This window comes from Actinopolymorpha cephalotaxi (assembly GCF_013408535.1).
Lineage (GTDB): Bacteria > Actinomycetota > Actinomycetes > Propionibacteriales > Actinopolymorphaceae > Actinopolymorpha > Actinopolymorpha cephalotaxi.
The window spans coordinates 6,263,513-6,278,148 of record NZ_JACBZA010000001.1 but is presented as its reverse complement, the minus strand read 5'-3'; the positions used below and the strand labels follow the sequence as shown (position 1 = coordinate 6,278,148).

15 protein-coding genes are annotated in these 14,636 nt (G+C 69.9%); 4 read left to right on the top strand and 11 right to left on the bottom strand.

All coding sequences use genetic code 11. The features are described from left to right. Positions 1–63: 63 nt before the first annotated feature. Together FHR37_RS27970 and FHR37_RS27965 are read left to right on the top strand one after the other, a co-directional pair. The gene (locus FHR37_RS27970; RefSeq protein ID WP_175542818.1) at positions 64–666 is read left to right on the top strand and encodes an SH3 domain-containing protein; all 603 of its coding nucleotides are present in this window, start codon (positions 64–66) and stop codon (positions 664–666) included. Between the two features lie 197 nt (positions 667–863). Continuing rightward, positions 864–1,304, top strand: a complete 441-nt coding sequence (locus tag FHR37_RS27965) for a YybH family protein (protein WP_092889609.1) — start codon at positions 864–866, stop codon at positions 1,302–1,304. Between the two features lie 3 nt (positions 1,305–1,307). Here the strand turns inward: FHR37_RS27965 and FHR37_RS27960 are convergent, their stop codons facing one another. The 7 genes from FHR37_RS27960 to FHR37_RS27930 form a co-directional block, all read right to left on the bottom strand. Continuing rightward, complete coding sequence (locus FHR37_RS27960) at positions 1,308–2,945, bottom strand: arylsulfatase (protein ID WP_092889612.1); 1,638 nt, start codon at positions 2,943–2,945, stop codon at positions 1,308–1,310. Continuing rightward, positions 2,942–4,468: a sulfatase-like hydrolase/transferase gene (locus tag FHR37_RS27955; protein WP_092889615.1), complete on the bottom strand. Its 1,527-nt coding sequence runs from the start codon at positions 4,466–4,468 to the stop codon at positions 2,942–2,944. The genes FHR37_RS27960 and FHR37_RS27955 overlap by 4 nt, the downstream gene beginning before the upstream one ends. Continuing rightward, a complete protein-coding gene (locus tag FHR37_RS27950; RefSeq protein ID WP_139239215.1) occupies positions 4,465–5,439 on the bottom strand; it encodes an alpha/beta hydrolase family protein in 975 nt (324 codons plus the stop codon). Before FHR37_RS27950 ends, FHR37_RS27955 begins: the two co-directional genes overlap by 4 nt. 256 nt (positions 5,440–5,695) lie before the next feature. Further along, a complete protein-coding gene (locus FHR37_RS27945; protein ID WP_092889621.1) occupies positions 5,696–6,367 on the bottom strand; it encodes a GNAT family N-acetyltransferase in 672 nt (223 codons plus the stop codon). 91 nt (positions 6,368–6,458) lie between these two features. Next, positions 6,459–7,745 (bottom strand): RNA polymerase sigma factor, encoded by a 1,287-nt coding sequence (locus tag FHR37_RS27940; protein ID WP_092889624.1) that lies wholly within the window; start codon positions 7,743–7,745, stop codon positions 6,459–6,461. An 11-nt stretch (positions 7,746–7,756) separates the two neighbouring features. After that, on the bottom strand, positions 7,757–8,113 hold the full coding sequence (locus FHR37_RS27935; RefSeq protein ID WP_092889627.1) for a YciI family protein: 357 nt from the start codon (positions 8,111–8,113) through the stop codon (positions 7,757–7,759). A gap of 121 nt (positions 8,114–8,234) precedes the next feature. Next, positions 8,235–8,813 (bottom strand): GNAT family N-acetyltransferase, encoded by a 579-nt coding sequence (locus FHR37_RS27930; protein ID WP_175542819.1) that lies wholly within the window; start codon positions 8,811–8,813, stop codon positions 8,235–8,237. 146 nt (positions 8,814–8,959) lie between these two features. On the opposite strand from FHR37_RS27930, the gene FHR37_RS27925 reads away from it, so the two are divergent. Then, on the top strand, positions 8,960–9,949 hold the full coding sequence (locus FHR37_RS27925; RefSeq protein ID WP_139239216.1) for a GNAT family N-acetyltransferase: 990 nt from the start codon (positions 8,960–8,962) through the stop codon (positions 9,947–9,949). Here the strand turns inward: FHR37_RS27925 and FHR37_RS27920 are convergent. The 4 genes from FHR37_RS27920 to FHR37_RS27905 form a co-directional block, all read right to left on the bottom strand. Then, positions 9,939–10,229, bottom strand: coding sequence for a hypothetical protein (locus FHR37_RS27920; RefSeq protein ID WP_092889635.1), 291 nt, complete (start codon positions 10,227–10,229; stop codon positions 9,939–9,941). The two genes, FHR37_RS27925 and FHR37_RS27920, sit on opposite strands and share 11 nt — an antisense overlap. Before the next feature lie 13 nt (positions 10,230–10,242). Continuing rightward, positions 10,243–11,067 carry an alpha/beta fold hydrolase gene (locus tag FHR37_RS27915; protein ID WP_092889638.1) on the bottom strand — a complete coding sequence of 275 codons (825 nt, stop codon included), beginning with the start codon at positions 11,065–11,067 and terminating at the stop codon, positions 10,243–10,245. 254 nt (positions 11,068–11,321) lie between these two features. Then, positions 11,322–12,029, bottom strand: a complete 708-nt coding sequence (locus tag FHR37_RS27910) for a hypothetical protein (protein WP_092889641.1) — start codon at positions 12,027–12,029, stop codon at positions 11,322–11,324. A 41-nt stretch (positions 12,030–12,070) separates the two neighbouring features. Beyond that, on the bottom strand, positions 12,071–13,237 hold the full coding sequence (locus FHR37_RS27905; protein ID WP_092889644.1) for an ROK family transcriptional regulator: 1,167 nt from the start codon (positions 13,235–13,237) through the stop codon (positions 12,071–12,073). 89 nt (positions 13,238–13,326) lie between these two features. On the opposite strand from FHR37_RS27905, the gene FHR37_RS27900 reads away from it, so the two are divergent. Then, complete coding sequence (locus FHR37_RS27900; protein WP_092889752.1) at positions 13,327–14,613, top strand: DUF1479 domain-containing protein; 1,287 nt, start codon at positions 13,327–13,329, stop codon at positions 14,611–14,613. The last annotated feature ends 23 nt before the right edge of the window (positions 14,614–14,636 follow it).

Here is a 14,636-nt window from a genome sequence, read left to right as displayed (position 1 = left end):
CCAACACCGCCACTCGCACGTCTATCCAGCCAAAGTGCGGCAGTCATCGAGAAAGAGAGGCACATGATGAGGAGTCGCATCCGTGCCGCGGCCATCAGGCTGCGGATGGGTAGGCGCGGCGTCCGTGGCATCGTCACCGTCGCCGCGACGGCACTCGTTTCGACCGTCCTGCTGGCCGCGGCGCCAGGAGCTCAGGCCGCGACGACGTACCAGGGCAGGGTCACCGCGACCGTCAACGTCCGTAGCGCACCGACGACGTTCGCGTCCGACGTCGGCACGCTCCGGGCCGGGGCGACGGTGACGCTCCAGTGCAAGGTCTTCGGGCCTTCGGTGGGTGGCAACTCCGTCTGGTACAAGCTCGGCACCGGCCGGTGGGTCACCGCACGCTATGTCGCCAACGTAGGGACCGCGCCGCGGTTCTGCGGTAACGGCAACGAGTACGACGGACGGGCCGCGGTGGCCCTGAACGTGCGCAGCGGTCCGAACACGGCGAACGCTGTCGTGTCGTCGGTTCCGGCCGGCGGATACCTCGCGCTGGTCTGCAAGGTCGACAGCCAGTCGGTCGACGGAAACCCCCGCTGGTACCAGCTCACCGGTGACGGCGGTGGCCAGTGGGTCGCCGCGCGGTACGTCACCAACGTCGGTACGGCCCCGCCGTACTGCTGACGACACTGCTGAGGAAACCTCGAGGCACGGTGGTGGCGGGCACGTCCCCGCCACCACCTGCGTCATGCCGGCCGGGCTGTCGGCTTTCCGCCGGGCCCGAGCCGGCTTCGCGGACGCGGACCTCACATTCGGCCGTCCTGTGTCGTCGTACCGGCGAGGAACGCCGACAGCCACACCGAGCGGAGGAGCCGACCGCGATGTCCACGCAACGCGAGCAGGACGAGGCCAGGATCAGGCAGCGCATGGGCCAGGTCGTCGAGGCGATCGGGGTCAAGGATCTCGAAGCCCTGCGGGGGATCTACGCCACCGACGTGGTGTCGTTCGACGTGGAGCCACCACTGCAGCACGTGGGGATCGACGCGAAGCTGGCCAACTGGGCACGGGTTTTCACGGTCTTCGAGAAGGTGGCGTACGAGGTCCGCGATCTGAAGGTCACCGTGGGCGAGGACGTCGCGTTCGGGCACTGCTTCGGCCGCCTCAGTGGCACGTTGGGCAACGGCACGACGACCAGTGGCATGTGGGTCCGGGGCACGTTCTGCTTCGAGAAGTCCGGCGGCGAGTGGCTGGTCACCCACGACCAGGCCTCGGTGCCGTTCGACGTCACGACCGGCAGGGGTGTGACCGACCTCGAGCCGTGACGATCAGTCTCCGGCCGGACCGGCGGTACCGGCCGTACGCCGGGCGAGGATCTGCTCCCGGGGTACGACACCGCATCGGCCGGCCCACGCCGCGTAGGCCGAACCGAGCCGGTCGACCAGGCCGGGATGCCGGCCGGCGACGTCGTTCAGCTCGGTCCGGTCGACGTCCAGGTCGTACAGCTCCCAGTCCTGGCCGAACTTCCGGACCAGCTTCCAGCGGCCCTGCCGCACCGCGGCGTTGCCCTCGTGCTCCCAGTACAACGTGTGCTCGGGCTCGGCCACGGAGTCCCGCCTGCCGTCGCCGTGCCAGGTGCGGAGCATGCTGACGCCCTCGGGCGGAAGCACGTCACGGCCGTCGCGGCCGGAGGCACGGCCGGAGGGATGGTCGACCCCGGTCACGTCCAGGACGGTGGCCATGACGTCGGGTAGCTGGTGCGGGTCGTGCCGCACCGTGCCCGGCGCGAGCCGCCCGGCCGGCCAGTGCACGATGAACGGGGTGGCGATCCCGCCCTCGTGCACCCAGTGCTTGTACTCCCGGAACGGCGTGTTCGACAGGTTGGCCCACGCTGTGCCGTAGCTGGCGTAGGTGTCCTCCGCCCCGGGCACGACCGCGGGGGTGTTGCCGCGGAACACCCGCCCGCCGGCGCGGGTGTGCGCGGGCAGATGGATCGGCCGGTTCTCCAGCTCGTCGGTCCAGCCAGGCTCGAGGTTCTCCGCGCAGCCGCCGTTGTCGGACAGGAACATCAGCACCGTGTCGTCCAGGTGCCCGGTGGCCTCCAGCGCGGCGACGATGCGGCCGACCGCCGCGTCCATGCGGTGCACCTGTGCCGCGTACACCTCCATCCGGCGTTGCTCCCAGTTCTGGTTTGCCGTGTCGTTCCAGGGCTTCACGTCCGGGTCACGGTCGCTCAGGTTCCAGCCCGCTTCCAGTACGCCGAGGTCGACCAGCCGGTCCGCACGCCGTTCGCGCAGCACGTCCCAGCCCTCGGCGTACCGGCCGCGCATCGCCTCGATGTCCTCCTCGAGCGCGTGCAGCGGCCAGTGCGGTGCGGTGAAGGCGGTGTAGAGGAAGAACGGCCGGCCGGCATCGTCACCGGTGCTGTGGGACGTCACGAAGTCGGCTGCCGCGGCACCGATCGCGTCCGTGTAGAAGAACCCGGGTTCGAGTTCGTGGTCCTCGACCGGCGTCTCGTCCCGGGTCAGGGTGCCGGGATTCCAGTAGTTGCCGGCGCCGGTCAGGGTGCCGAAGAACCGGTCGAAGCCGCGCCTGGTAGGCCACGCGTCGTGCGGCCGGTCCACCTGCCCGCACAGGTGCCACTTGCCGCTCATGTACGTGGCGTACCCGCCGGCTCCCAGCACCTCCGCCAGAGTGACGCACCGGTCGTTGAGGGTTCCGGGGTAGCCGTACGGGCGCTGGTCCTCGGTGAGGATCCCGATGCCCGTCTGGTGCGGATGCAGGCCGGTCAGCAGGGATGCTCGGGACGGTGAGCAGCGCGCCGTGTTGTAGAACTGTGACAGCCGGACGCCTCCCGCCGCCAGCCGATCGAGGTTCGGCGTCGGGATCTCCCCGCCGTAGCAGCCGATGTCGGAGTAGCCCATGTCGTCGACGAGGATCACGATCACGTTGGGTCGTCCGGTCATGGTGAACTCGGTCTCCTGTCCTCTGGCGTGCCGTCAAGCCGCGGTTGACACAGTTCGGCCGCCACCTGCGGGAACACGTCCTCGATCTCCTCGGCCAGCACGCGCCGCAGCCTCAGCCGTTCGGGTTCGTACGCCGGGTCGGCCGCGACGTTGCGCTGTTCGTGCGGATCGGTGGTGTGGTCGTACAGTTCGTCGACGTCGTGGGAGCGGTGGATGTAACGAGACGTCCCGGTGCGGACCGAGACGTTGAGCGCGTCGGTCGTGGCGTTCCAGTCGGCCGGGTCGGTGTACTCACCGCGCGCGTCGGAGTTCATGCCGTAGAGCACGGTCTCCGCGGTGACGTACGCCCGGGTGGGCGCCGCCGCCCGCCGGCCGAGCATGCCGGCGAAGGAGATCCCGTCGTCGTCCTCGTCCCGGGCGACGTCGGCCAGCTCGGTCAGAGTGGCCGCGAGGTCGACCACGGACACCAGGTTGCCGGTCGAGGTCGCGGCGCCCACGTCCGGATGGCGGATGATCAGCGGGACCCGCAGGGCCTCCTCGTAGTGCAGGAGATGTCCTTTCTCCATCAGGCGATGCGCACCGAGAAGGTCGCCGTGGTCGGAGGTGTAGACGACGATCGTCCGCTCCAGTTGGCCGGTACGCCGAAGGTGCTCGACGATGGCGCCGACCTGTGCGTCCACCAGGGCGCCGAGGCCGAGGTAGTGCGCGACGAGCTCGACCCAGCCTGCCTCGTCGAGATCGGCGTACCTGCGGGCGAATCCGGACTGCGCGACCTCGCGTGGCCTGGTGTCCGGCCCGGTCGCGAAGCTGGGCGGTAGTTCGACCCGCCCGCGGTCGATGATCGTGTCGTACGGCGCCGGCACGATCATCGGGAAGTGCGGCGCGTTGAAGGAGCACACCGCAAACCACGGCCGGTCGTCCGGGGCATCCCCGAGCGCGCCGAGGAACTGCCCGGTCTGCCAGGTCTCCAGGAAGTGCTCCACCGGGATCTCGGCGGTGCCGCGATGTGGTGCCGTCCGCAGGGTTCCCACGTCGGCGGGTGTGAGGTTCTCGATGTTGCCCTCGACGAGCTCGAACCCCTGCGCGGTGGCGTACTCGCGGTAGGGCTCGATGTAGCGGCCCCGGTCCCGGCCGTCGAGAACGGCGGGGATGGCCACCTGGTCGGCGAACCCCATCCGCGCCGGCGTCGTCCCCGGTACGTGCCACTTGCCGCAGTACATCGTGTGGTAGCCGGCGTCCTGAAAGGCGCGCCCCAGTCCGGCGTCGCGCAAGTCGGGGTTGACGGCCCGCCAGTTGCCGAGTACGTGGTGGTGCCGGGGCATGCGTCCGGTCCACAGGCTGGCCCGCGACGGGCAGCACAGTGGGAACGGCGTGTAGCAACCCTCGAAGATCGTCGACTGCTCGGCGAGCGCGTCCAGGTGAGGCGTGTGGGCGGCGGGGTTGCCCGCATGTCCGAACGAGTCCCAGCGCTGCTCGTCGCTCATCACGACCAGCACGTTGGGCCGGTCCCTCTTCGCCGTCATCGGAGAACATCCAGCAGGGCCTGCCACGCCTGCTTCTCGTAGAACCGGTGTCCGCCGTCACCGATCACCAGCCGGCACTGTTGGCCGGCTCCCGACGCGGCGTAGATCGTCCGCAGGTCGTCGTACGCCCTGCGCACACCAGTCAACGGGAAGATCGCATCGTCGCGGCCGGCGACCACGACGAGCGGCTTGGGCGCGAACAGCCCGAGGACGTCGGCCGCCTCGGCCCACCGGAGCAGACCGGGAAGGTAGTTGTCCGCGCAGTGGTAGATGCTCATGATCGAGTCCGCATAGGTGCAGAACGCGCACGACGGCATCGCGAACCGCACCCGATCGAGCACCGCGGCGGCGTAGATGGTCGCGGTGCCGCCGCCGGAGTTGCCCATCACCCCCAGCCGGGACAGGTCGACGTCACCACGTGCGGCGAGGTAGTCGATGCCGCGGTCCACGTCGAACACCCGCTCGCCCACCAGCGTCCGCCCCAGCATCAGCGCCTGCATCGCGGCGTCGTGACACCCGTGCGGGGAGACGGCCGACTGGGTCTGCTCGCGTCGCAGACCGAAGCTGCGCTGCTCGATGCACAAGGCGGCGAACCCGTGCCGCAGGGCGCCCAGCGCGAAGTCGCGGTCTCCCTCGACCTCGAACGGCGCGCTCTCGTCGTCGCGCTCGCGGGCGATCGAGACGTGCATCCCGGTGCTGTGCCCCTGCAGGCAGATCACCGTCGGGTGGGGTGCAGGACGGTCGTACGGCACACAGAAGTACGCCACCACATCGGCGTGCGGCTCCGCGGCGAAGACCACCTTCTCCACCGTGCCCAGCTCGAGTTCGCTACGCCACAGCGTCCGCGCCCGCAGGGGAAACGCCGAAGGCTCCGGCATCCCGAGCAGCTCACGCAGCTTGGGCCGGAGCTGTTCCTGCCAGGCCGCCACGTCACCGCCGCTGAACCGCAGGGCCGGGGTCGTGTGCTGCACCAGGTACCGGTGGTTGTCCGACGGAGACAAACTCAGCTCGCCTGACTCCTCGTCCACCCGCGCTCGGCCTTCCACGGCGTGCCTCCCAGTCCTCGACCCCTCGTCCGACGATGGTCGGGGCCGGGCTGGACGCACAAGGGCAACTCCTGGCCGTCTTGTGCCACCTCGGCAATCGGAGCCGTGCCCGTGGGAGGCCCGCAGCCGTGTCCGTACGAGCTTCTGATCGCCGGCGTCTGGGCGAACGGTCGACGAGTGGTCACGCGGGGCTGGGGATCCCCAGGACGGGCAGGCACTCGGCGACGCCGGCGAGGGTGATGTCGTCGCGCCGTCCCTTCGCCCACTGCTCGCGGGTGATCCGCCAGCGGAGGAGTTCGGCGGCCTCGCCGCGGCGGGTGGCCCGGTCGATCCCGTTGCGCTCGTAGCCGAGTGCCTGGGAGACGCGGTTCGAGGCCTGGTTGTCGAAGAACGCGTCGCTGCCCGCTTCCCGCGCCCCGATTCCGTCGAAGGCCAGGTGGAGTATCGCGTGGCGCATCTCCTTGCCCAGGCCACGGCCGCGCAGGTCCGGGTCGAGCCAGGAGAAAGTGGTGACCGTTCCGAAGGTGGCGAAGTCGGACCCGATCAGGTCCTGCATGCCGACCGCCTGGCCGTCGACGACCACGACGAAGTACAGCCGCCAGAAGTTGTCGTCGACCCGTCCGCGGCCGGCCCACACTCGGCGGAGCCAGGCCCAGGTCCGATCCGGTTCGTCCTCGTACAACGACATCGGGTCGTCGAAGGGCCAGGGCGGCTCCGTGGCCACTCCCTTGCGGACCGTCGGGACGAGCCGTTCCAGCAGCGCGTCCGTCGCCCCCAGCAACGAGAGCCGGGGCGTGTGCACCTGCACGTTCAACGGGGGATACGAGGACACGGCGGTGTCGGGCGGCGGCATGGGCGCCACCCTAGAAGTTGCCGCCCGGGTCCGCACCCGAGTATCCGCGCGGCCGGCACCACGAAGCCGGCGACCCGGCGACCCGGGAGCCCTACGGTCGATGAGAGTCGGCGATGCGGCCGGCCAGGAACTCCCGTTCGGTCTCGTTCCTGGTCAGCTCCAGCGCCTCCCGGTGGGCGGCCGCGGCCTCCTCGTCACGGCCCAGCCGCTGAAGGAGATCCGCCCGGATCGCCGGGAGGTACTGATAACCCGCCAGCCGGCCGTCCTTCTCCAGTTCCTCGACCTCCGCCAACGCCCGCGCGAGTCCGCTGACCATCGCGAGCGGCACGGTGCGGTTCAGCGCCACCACCGGGGACGGCCACACCGACAGCAGGGCGTCGTACAGCGTGAGGATCTGCTGCCAGTCCGTCCGGTCATAGGTCGGCGCCTCGGCGTAGAGCGAGGCGATCGCGGCCTGCAGCACATAGCGGCCCGGCCGCCCACCGCGTAGGCCGTCCACGATCAGGTCGTGCGCCTCGGCCATCGCCGTGCGGTCCCACCGTGAGCGGTCCTGGTCCTCCAACCGCAGCAGCCGGCCCTGGTCGTCGACCCTGGTGGCCCGCCTGGCATCGGTCACCAGCAGCAGGGCCAGCAGCCCCCACACCTCCCGCTCGTCGGGCATCAGGTTGCGCAGCATCCGGGTCAGCCGCAGCGACTGGTCCACGAGGTCCGTACGCACCAGCGAGTCGCCCGACGGCGCGGTGTGGCCGGCGGTGAAGAGCAGGTGGATCACCCCGAGCACCGCGCGCAGTCGGTCCGGCAACTCGGCCGCCTCGGGCACCCGGAAGGGGATGCGGGCGGCCGAGATCTTCTTCTTCGCCCGGGTCAGCCGGGCGGCCATCGTCGGCTCCGACACCAGGAACGCCCGGGCGATGTCGCCGGTCGGTACCCCGCACACCAGCCGCAGGGTGAGCGCCAGTTGAGCGTCCTGCGCCAGAGCCGGGTGGCAGCACATGAAGATCAGCCGCAACCGTTCGTCGGGTACGACGTCCTCCGGATGGTCCGCGGTGGACTCCCCTTGTTCACCCATCGCCGCCTCGTCCACCGAGTCCTCCGACTCCTCGGGCTCCACCAGCAACGGCAGCTTGGATCGGAACACCCGCTCGCGGCGTACCGCGTCCATCGCGCGCCGCTTGGCCGTGGTGGTGAGCCAGGCCACCGGGTTGTCCGGGATACCGTCGCGCGCCCAGGTCTCCAGCGCCGCGGCGTACGCCTCCTGCACGCACTCCTCGGCGAGGTCCAGGTCGCGGGCGACCCGCACCGTCGCGGCGAGCACCAGGGCCCAACCGCGACGGTGCGCGTCGACGACCGCGGCCTCGACGTCTGCCGGGTCGGTCATGCGGGCTCGGCTCATGCCCCGGTCTGGGCCTTGACGAACATGCCTTCGACCGGGCGTACCTCGACTCCGCCGCCCTGCTGGGTGGCGGGGTTGCTCCGGGCGATCTTCAGGGCCGCGTCCAGGTCGGGCGCCTCGACGATGCAGAAGCCGGCGATGACCTCCTTGGCGTCGATGAACGGCCCGTCGGTCACGGTGTCGCCGCGGACCGACGTGGCGGTGTCCCGCGTCTGCAGCGCGGCAGCAACGAGCATCGCCCCGGAGCTGATCAGCTCCTCCGCGTGCCGGTCGTGCGCCGCGAGTTCCTCGGCGGTGCCTTCCGGGCCGTGGGCCGAGTCGTTGGCGTAGATCAGGATGGCGTACTGAGCCATGGGAGGTCTCCGTTCGGCTGGTCGGTTTTGTCCGTACGCCCCTACGTCGTACGGCCGGCCCGGAATCGACAGCGTTCCCCAGACTAAATTGCCGCCGCGCTGCCCGACGCGGCCGGAGGCCTCAGCGGAGGTAGGCCGCCAGCAGGGGATGGTGTAGCCGGGCCTGTACGCCCTGCCACCCCGCCGCGACCTCGGGGCTGCTCGCCAGCTCGTCCGGATCCGGGTGGAAGCCGAAGTCCAGGTAGACCTTGAGCGCCCACGTACGCCCCGACGACGTTCCCAGCACGGCGCTGGGATGGCTGCGTGCGAGCCGTTGCATCGCCCGTGTCAACATCGGCTTGCTCAGGCCGCGGCGCTGGTGGGCGGGGTGCACCACGACCCAGTGGATGCGCCCGCGTTCCCCGGGGTTGTGGCGATCTTGGTCCCACCAGGCGGTGATGCTTCCCACCGGCTCACCCTCGAGCGTTTCCACGAAGAACATCCGCTCGGACAGCACCGTGGGGTCGGTGCCGAACTCCCGTACGAACAGGTCCGGCCGCACGTCGATGTACGGCTCGGCCGCGACGTGCAGGTCCGTCCAGGTCCGTTCGTCGCCCACCTCGTACGTACGGAACCGGTAGCCCGCCGGCAGCTCGTGCTGGGGGACATCGGCGAAGTCGTCCCGGACCATCCGCACGCTCACGTTGTCTGTCTCGCTCATGCCCGGCATCCTGGTCCACGGGTCGCGTGGCCGTCCCGGCAGCCGCCCTGATTCGGTCGGCCGACGACGGCTGCGGCCGTTGACAGCGACCGCGGCGCGACTGCACGGTGTGCGAGCCGACTGTGACCGAGGAGGTCCCCCGCGACATGTACCGCCCCCTGGGAACCGGAAAGCTGACGAGCGGCGAGGCGCTCGAACTCGCGGTGGTCGAGGCCCCGGACCCGGACTGGGCGGATCGGCTGAGGTCGTTCCTTCGGCACAAGGGTCCGCCCTACGACGGCCACATCGACCGCGCGCTCGACCAGCCACTGGACGGCCTGCGGACCTACTTCTACGTCGGCTGTGTCGACGGCGAACCGGTCACGCATGTCATGGTCTCGGGTGCCCGTGGTTTCGGTGTCCTGGGCCACGTCTACACGGTTCCGGAGTGGCGCCGTCGCGGCGCGTACGGGCAGCTCATGGCCGTGCAGATGGACGACGTCCGGGCGCTGGGGTTCACGCACCTCACCCTGTCGACCGGCTTCGGCTCCAAGCCGTACGAGATCTACGGCTCCTTCGGGTTCCGGTCCGCGGTTCCGGAGTCGGGACAGATGTTCTGGTTCACGAAGCCCAGAAGCGACCCCAGCCCGGCACCCGCGGGTGACGCGTCGATCCGGCCGACCAGGTGGGACGACTGGGGTGCGGTCTGCTTCACCCTCGCGCACGAACTCCTCGCCGGAGAGCTGACGCCGAGGTCGCCGGCGCTGGGCATCGACGAACACGCGAGCGCCGAGGGCAGCTTCCTCGAACTGCTGGGTCAACTGCAGCTTGCGGGAGCGCAATCGCAGGTTGCGGAGGGCCCTGACGGCGGGATCGCCGGGTGGTGCCACGTGGTTCCCAGCCCACTCACGCTCGGCGGTGCGTGGCTCCTCGACCTCCACGTGCTTCCGGGGTTCGAGCACCTCCTCGGCGATCTCCTCGACAGGATCGACTGGCCGCAGCGGCCGGTCGTGTTTGTAGCCACGGCCGACATCGGCGCGTACGAACGGCCGCTGGCCGCTTCCGGGTTCACGAACGCGGCCGTCCTGCCGACCGGCACCCACGGCGAGCCGGCTCGCGAGCTCACACTCTGGTGGCGTACCGCGACTACTCGGTGAGCTCCGGAGCGTAGAAGGCCGGGAGCGGCTCCGGTCCGGTGTACTTCCGGCAGTTGCACGGAACGGACTCGATCCCGGCCCACCGTCCGCCGTCCCATCGGGCCACCTCGTTGAGTGCGTGACACCGTCCTCTCTCCTCGTGGAAAGAGGACGCGTGCCCGCACCCACACAAGGGTTTGACCTCCGCCAGCGCGCTCTGCCGCGGTCGGCCCAGGCCGGGCAGGAAACGGCCGATCAGGATTCCCGCCAGGAGAATGACGGCTCCGACGATCAGCTCCATGACAACGTCTCCTTCAGTCGTGTGAGTTCGTACGCGAGTCGGCGGCGACGTCGCGTACGGCCTCGGCGATCGCCGGGAAGTCCTTGCGCAGGATGGCGCCGTGGTTGCTGGCGACCTTCGCGCCGAGCCGGATGTTCGGGTTGCGCTCGAACACCCCGTCGAGGCCGGCGCGGATGCGTTCCTGCTCGTCGCCCCTGCTTCCGAACGACGTACCGGAAGCAATCACGTATCGGGTCGGGACAGTGAGGTTGTCGAGTACGGCCGCAAGCTCCCGCTCCCGGGAGAGCCTGCCGAGCTCGATGTTGCTGTCGGCCTGCTGGTCCGCGGACATCCGCGGGGTGAGGCCGGTCGGGCGCAGCAGCGGCGTGAACCAGCCCATCCGACGGAACAGCTTCCGGATCCGCTGCTCCATCGCGTCGTCCAGCCAGTCGTACGGAAACGCGCCGTCGACCAGAACCGCGCCCAGCGTGCGGTCGGGATTACGTGCGGCCCAGTGCGCCGCGACGACCGCGCCGTAGGACCAGCCCACCACGAGCGCCCGGTCCACGCCCCTGGCCGCGAGAACGGCGTCGACGTCGCGGACGGCGGCCTCGAAGGAGTAGTCCGTCGAACGCCCCGACTTCCTGCCGCGGGCCCGCTCGTCGTAGGTGATGTGCCGCCAGTCCGTTCCGAGGTCGGCGATGACCCGCCGCCAGTAGCCCTGGGTGGCGAACTGGCCGTTGAGGTAGACCACGGGAATACCGGGACCGCCGGAGTCGGTGACCGCCAGGGCCGTGTCGTCGACCGCCACCATGCCGGTCCACTGCGACCTGATCGAGGACGTGCTCTTTGTTGTCATGCGGCCACCATCCGCGCTAGCCCTGACGCAGACCTGACACCGCCCTGACACCGCCCCGCCGACGCCGAGGTTCGTCGTTTCCGGTTTGTGGAAGACAGGGCCTTATGAGAGCTGACGAGTTCGATCGACGGTTCGACGAGGGAGAGGATGTCTCGTCCTCCCTCGACATCGCTGCGGCACGGCGACCCGGCCTGGAGGAGCGCCAGGGGCGTGCGCCCGGGCCACCTTCACCCGCCGCGACCGAACAGAGTTCGTCAGCCGAGGGACCGGACGTGTGACACGAGGTCGCTCAACTTGGCCCAACGCGCGACGTCGACGGCGACGCCGGTGTCGCGATCAGGGTCGAACAGGCTCTCGACGTGGGCGCTTCCCTGCATGAACACGCCTTGGTAGATCCCGACGGGCTGGTAGAAGGGTGCCGCCGCCGCGGCGTCCTTTCCGAACTGATCGGTGTACCTGCCCTTCTTCTTCAGGTACGCGACCTGGGCGTCGAGGATCTTCTTGTTCGACCGCAGCAGCCACAGCGCCTGCCCCTTTGGCAGCACGGCCTTGCCCTCTTTGAGATCCTTCACCAGGTCGTAGTCCTGATTGAAGACTTCGACGACGATGCTGTCGGCACCGGGCTCGGTCAGGGTCCCGGAGATGATCTCGTCGACCGCCACCACATATCCGCCGTAGGCGATCACATCGGTCGCGACTTCCCCGCGGAACTTTCGGGTCGGCTGAAGTCCGGTGATGTGACCCAAGAGGATCACGTCGGAGTTCCTGGCCGCGGCTTCGACATCCGGAAACCGATAGTAGTTGTCGGCGGACTCGACGTCGCGTGCGAACCACCGCTCATTCGAGGCGTAATAGCGGTCCTCGGCAGCAGGCCACGTGGCAACGAGGGCAGCTCCACCCGCGACGATCAGGACGCCGACGACCGCCGGTAACGCGATCGCCCTCCGGCCAATCCTGATCATGGATCGAAATGTAGCCAGGGCGGTACGACCTGGCGACACTCTTATCCATCTCGACTGCTGGTCGTGGCGGCGTCGACGATCGTCCTGCGCAGGCGGCTGAGCGCTTCCGCGCGCGCACCGGTCAGCGAGGGCTCGGCCGTGAGGTGCGCGGCCCTGACTGCGACGGGCCGGGGCAGCTCGCCGGCCGCGGCGACGATGGTCTCGAGTACGACCGGATGCGTTCCCCACGAGCCACCGACGATGACGGTTTCGGGATCGGCCAGGGCAGCGACGGCTGCGAGGGTTCCGCCGAGGGCCTGCCCGAGCGTCCGGCGTACTGCGGAACCGTCGTCGGCATCGTCGGCGATGGCGGCCATCAGCCGGTCGACGTCGATGGCGGTCGACCCGGGCTGGCGTACATCGAGTTGTTCGAAGACGTCGATCAGCTGGGTGGCGCGGCCGTCTCTCCCGGTGGTGACGACATGGGAGATCTCGCCCGCCATGCCGGTGTGGCCCTTCCTCACCTGCCCGTCGCTGACGATCGCGCAGCCGAGTCCCTCGCCGAGGAAGACGTAGGCGAAGTCCCGCAGCAGCGGATCGCCGTGGCGGCGATGGTGGTCGAGCTCGGCCCGCGCCGCCCAGTTCACGTCGTTGTCGACGACGACCGGCCCACTGACGTACGGCGCGAGAATCTCGGCCGGATCGAGCGCACCGATCAGGAACGGCTCGTCCGCGACGTGGACCAGGCGGCCCGTGGAACGATCGACCGGGCCCGCCGCGCTGACGACCGCGATCCGGACCGGCCCCTCGACGCGAGCCCGGGCCCGCTCCGCCGCCGCGACCACCGCTGTGGCAACGGTCTCCGGTCCGGCCGGCCTGTCGACCATCTCCTCGGCCCGCACCTGGGTCTCGCCGTAGGCGTCGACGCCCTCGACCACGATCCCTTCGGGCGCGATGCTGATCGCCAGGGCCGCGCCGATGTCGGCGGCGAGTGCGTAGTACGACCCGACCCGGCCGCGGCCACGTCCGCCAGCGCTCCGCTCACCGGTGTCCACCACCAGCCCCAGCTCCACAAGCCGGCGCACACTCTCCCCTGCGGTCGGCTTCGACAGGCCGGTCTCGGCGGCCAGCTCGGCACGCGTCATCCGGCGCCGCCGCATCAGGGCCGACAGCACGTGCTCGTCGGTCAGCCCACGCAGCAACTCGGGCGACGGCTTGGCGGGATCCACACGGTCATTCTAGACAGGGATCTTGCCTGGAAAGCTCCGCGCGCCTACAGTTCCGTTCAAGTAAGGAGCCGTGACTAGAAGGAGTGACCATGTCGGCGAACCCTGTCACCCTGCCCGCGCTTCCCCACTGGGACCAGACGCCGGACGACCTTCCGGGCGCGATCCGCACTGTCAAGGCGGCCTTGCGTGCGCGCATCGCCGCGTCCGGCCGTACCGTCGAGGAGATCTTCGCGGTCGTCGAGGACCACATCCGGGCCGAGGTCGAGCAGATCGCCGCCGAGCGCCGGAACGGCGAGCCGATCTGGCCCGTCGTCGACTACGCCGACATCGCCGCCGGAACGGTCTCGCCCGAGCAGGTGGCTCAGCTACGCCGGCGCGGATGCCTGGTCGTACGCGGCCACTTCGAGCGCGAGCAGGCGCTGACGTGGGACCGCGAGATCGTCGAGTACGTCGACGGCAACAACTTCTTCGCCGACTACCGCGGCCCCGGGGACGACTTCTTCGGCAGCGTCGGATCCAAGCCCGAGATCTACCCGATCTACTGGTCCCCGGCCCAGATGCAGGCCCGCCAGAGCGCCCGGATGGCGCGCGTCCAGTCGTTCCTCAACCACCAGTGGACGCACACCTCCGACGGCGTTCAGTGGTTCGACCCCGACCGCGACTCGCTCTACCCCGACCGGATCCGGCGCCGGCCGCCGGGCACCGACTCCGGCGGGCTCGGCGCCCACCTCGACCCGGGCACGCTCGACCTGTGGATGACGCGGGCCAACCAGCAGGCGTTCGCGCCCCTGTTCGACGGGAATGTCGAGCAGTACGACCCGTGGCAGGCCGCGAACCGGACCGTCGGCAAGCAGTACCCCGGCAGCACGATGTGCTCGGCGTTCCGCACCTTCCAGGGCTGGACCGCCCTGTCCGACATGGAGCACGACCAGGGCGTCCTGCACACCGTGCCGATCGCCGGCGCGATGGCGTACCTCATGTTGCGGCCGCTGCTGCCCGACGTACCCGAGGACGACATGTGCGGCGTCACTGTCAACCAGGTCTTTCCTGTCAGCGAGAAATGGCACCCGCTGCTGATGGACGCACTCACCGGCATTCCGGACGTGCGGGCCGGGGACTCCGTGTGGTGGCACTGCGACATGATCCACAGCGTCGCGCCGGTCACGGACCAGAAGGGCTGGGGCAACGTCATCTACATCCCCGCCGCGCCATGGTGTCCCCGCAACGAGGAGTACGCGGTGCAGGTGCGCGAGGCGTTCCTCAGCGGCTCGAGCCCGAGCGACTTCCCCGACGAGCACTACGAACGCACCTGGGCCAACCGCTTCTCACCGGACGACCTCAACCACACAGGTCGCCGCGGCCTCGGCCTCGACTAGGGGGCTACTCATCGGCACCCACT

Bases quoted from the DNA above. Each gene is read 5' to 3' on its own strand.
- FHR37_RS27900 (WP_092889752.1), top strand. From the start codon at position 13,327: ATGTCGGCGAACCCTGTCACCCTGCCCGCGCTTCCCCACTGGGACCAG.
- FHR37_RS27940 (WP_092889624.1), bottom strand. From the start codon at position 7,745: ATGACCGACCCGGCAGACGTCGAGGCCGCGGTCGTCGACGCGCACCGT.
- FHR37_RS27920 (WP_092889635.1), bottom strand. From the start codon at position 10,229: ATGGAGCTGATCGTCGGAGCCGTCATTCTCCTGGCGGGAATCCTGATC.
- FHR37_RS27910 (WP_092889641.1), bottom strand. From the start codon at position 12,029: ATGATCAGGATTGGCCGGAGGGCGATCGCGTTACCGGCGGTCGTCGGC.
- FHR37_RS27935 (WP_092889627.1), bottom strand. From the start codon at position 8,113: ATGGCTCAGTACGCCATCCTGATCTACGCCAACGACTCGGCCCACGGC.
- FHR37_RS27930 (WP_175542819.1), bottom strand. From the start codon at position 8,813: ATGAGCGAGACAGACAACGTGAGCGTGCGGATGGTCCGGGACGACTTC.
- FHR37_RS27925 (WP_139239216.1), top strand. From the start codon at position 8,960: ATGTACCGCCCCCTGGGAACCGGAAAGCTGACGAGCGGCGAGGCGCTC.
- FHR37_RS27960 (WP_092889612.1), bottom strand. From the start codon at position 2,945: ATGACCGGACGACCCAACGTGATCGTGATCCTCGTCGACGACATGGGC.
- FHR37_RS27955 (WP_092889615.1), bottom strand. From the start codon at position 4,468: ATGACGGCGAAGAGGGACCGGCCCAACGTGCTGGTCGTGATGAGCGAC.
- FHR37_RS27915 (WP_092889638.1), bottom strand. From the start codon at position 11,067: ATGACAACAAAGAGCACGTCCTCGATCAGGTCGCAGTGGACCGGCATG.
- FHR37_RS27945 (WP_092889621.1), bottom strand. From the start codon at position 6,367: ATGCCGCCGCCCGACACCGCCGTGTCCTCGTATCCCCCGTTGAACGTG.
- FHR37_RS27965 (WP_092889609.1), top strand. From the start codon at position 864: ATGTCCACGCAACGCGAGCAGGACGAGGCCAGGATCAGGCAGCGCATG.
- FHR37_RS27970 (WP_175542818.1), top strand. From the start codon at position 64: ATGATGAGGAGTCGCATCCGTGCCGCGGCCATCAGGCTGCGGATGGGT.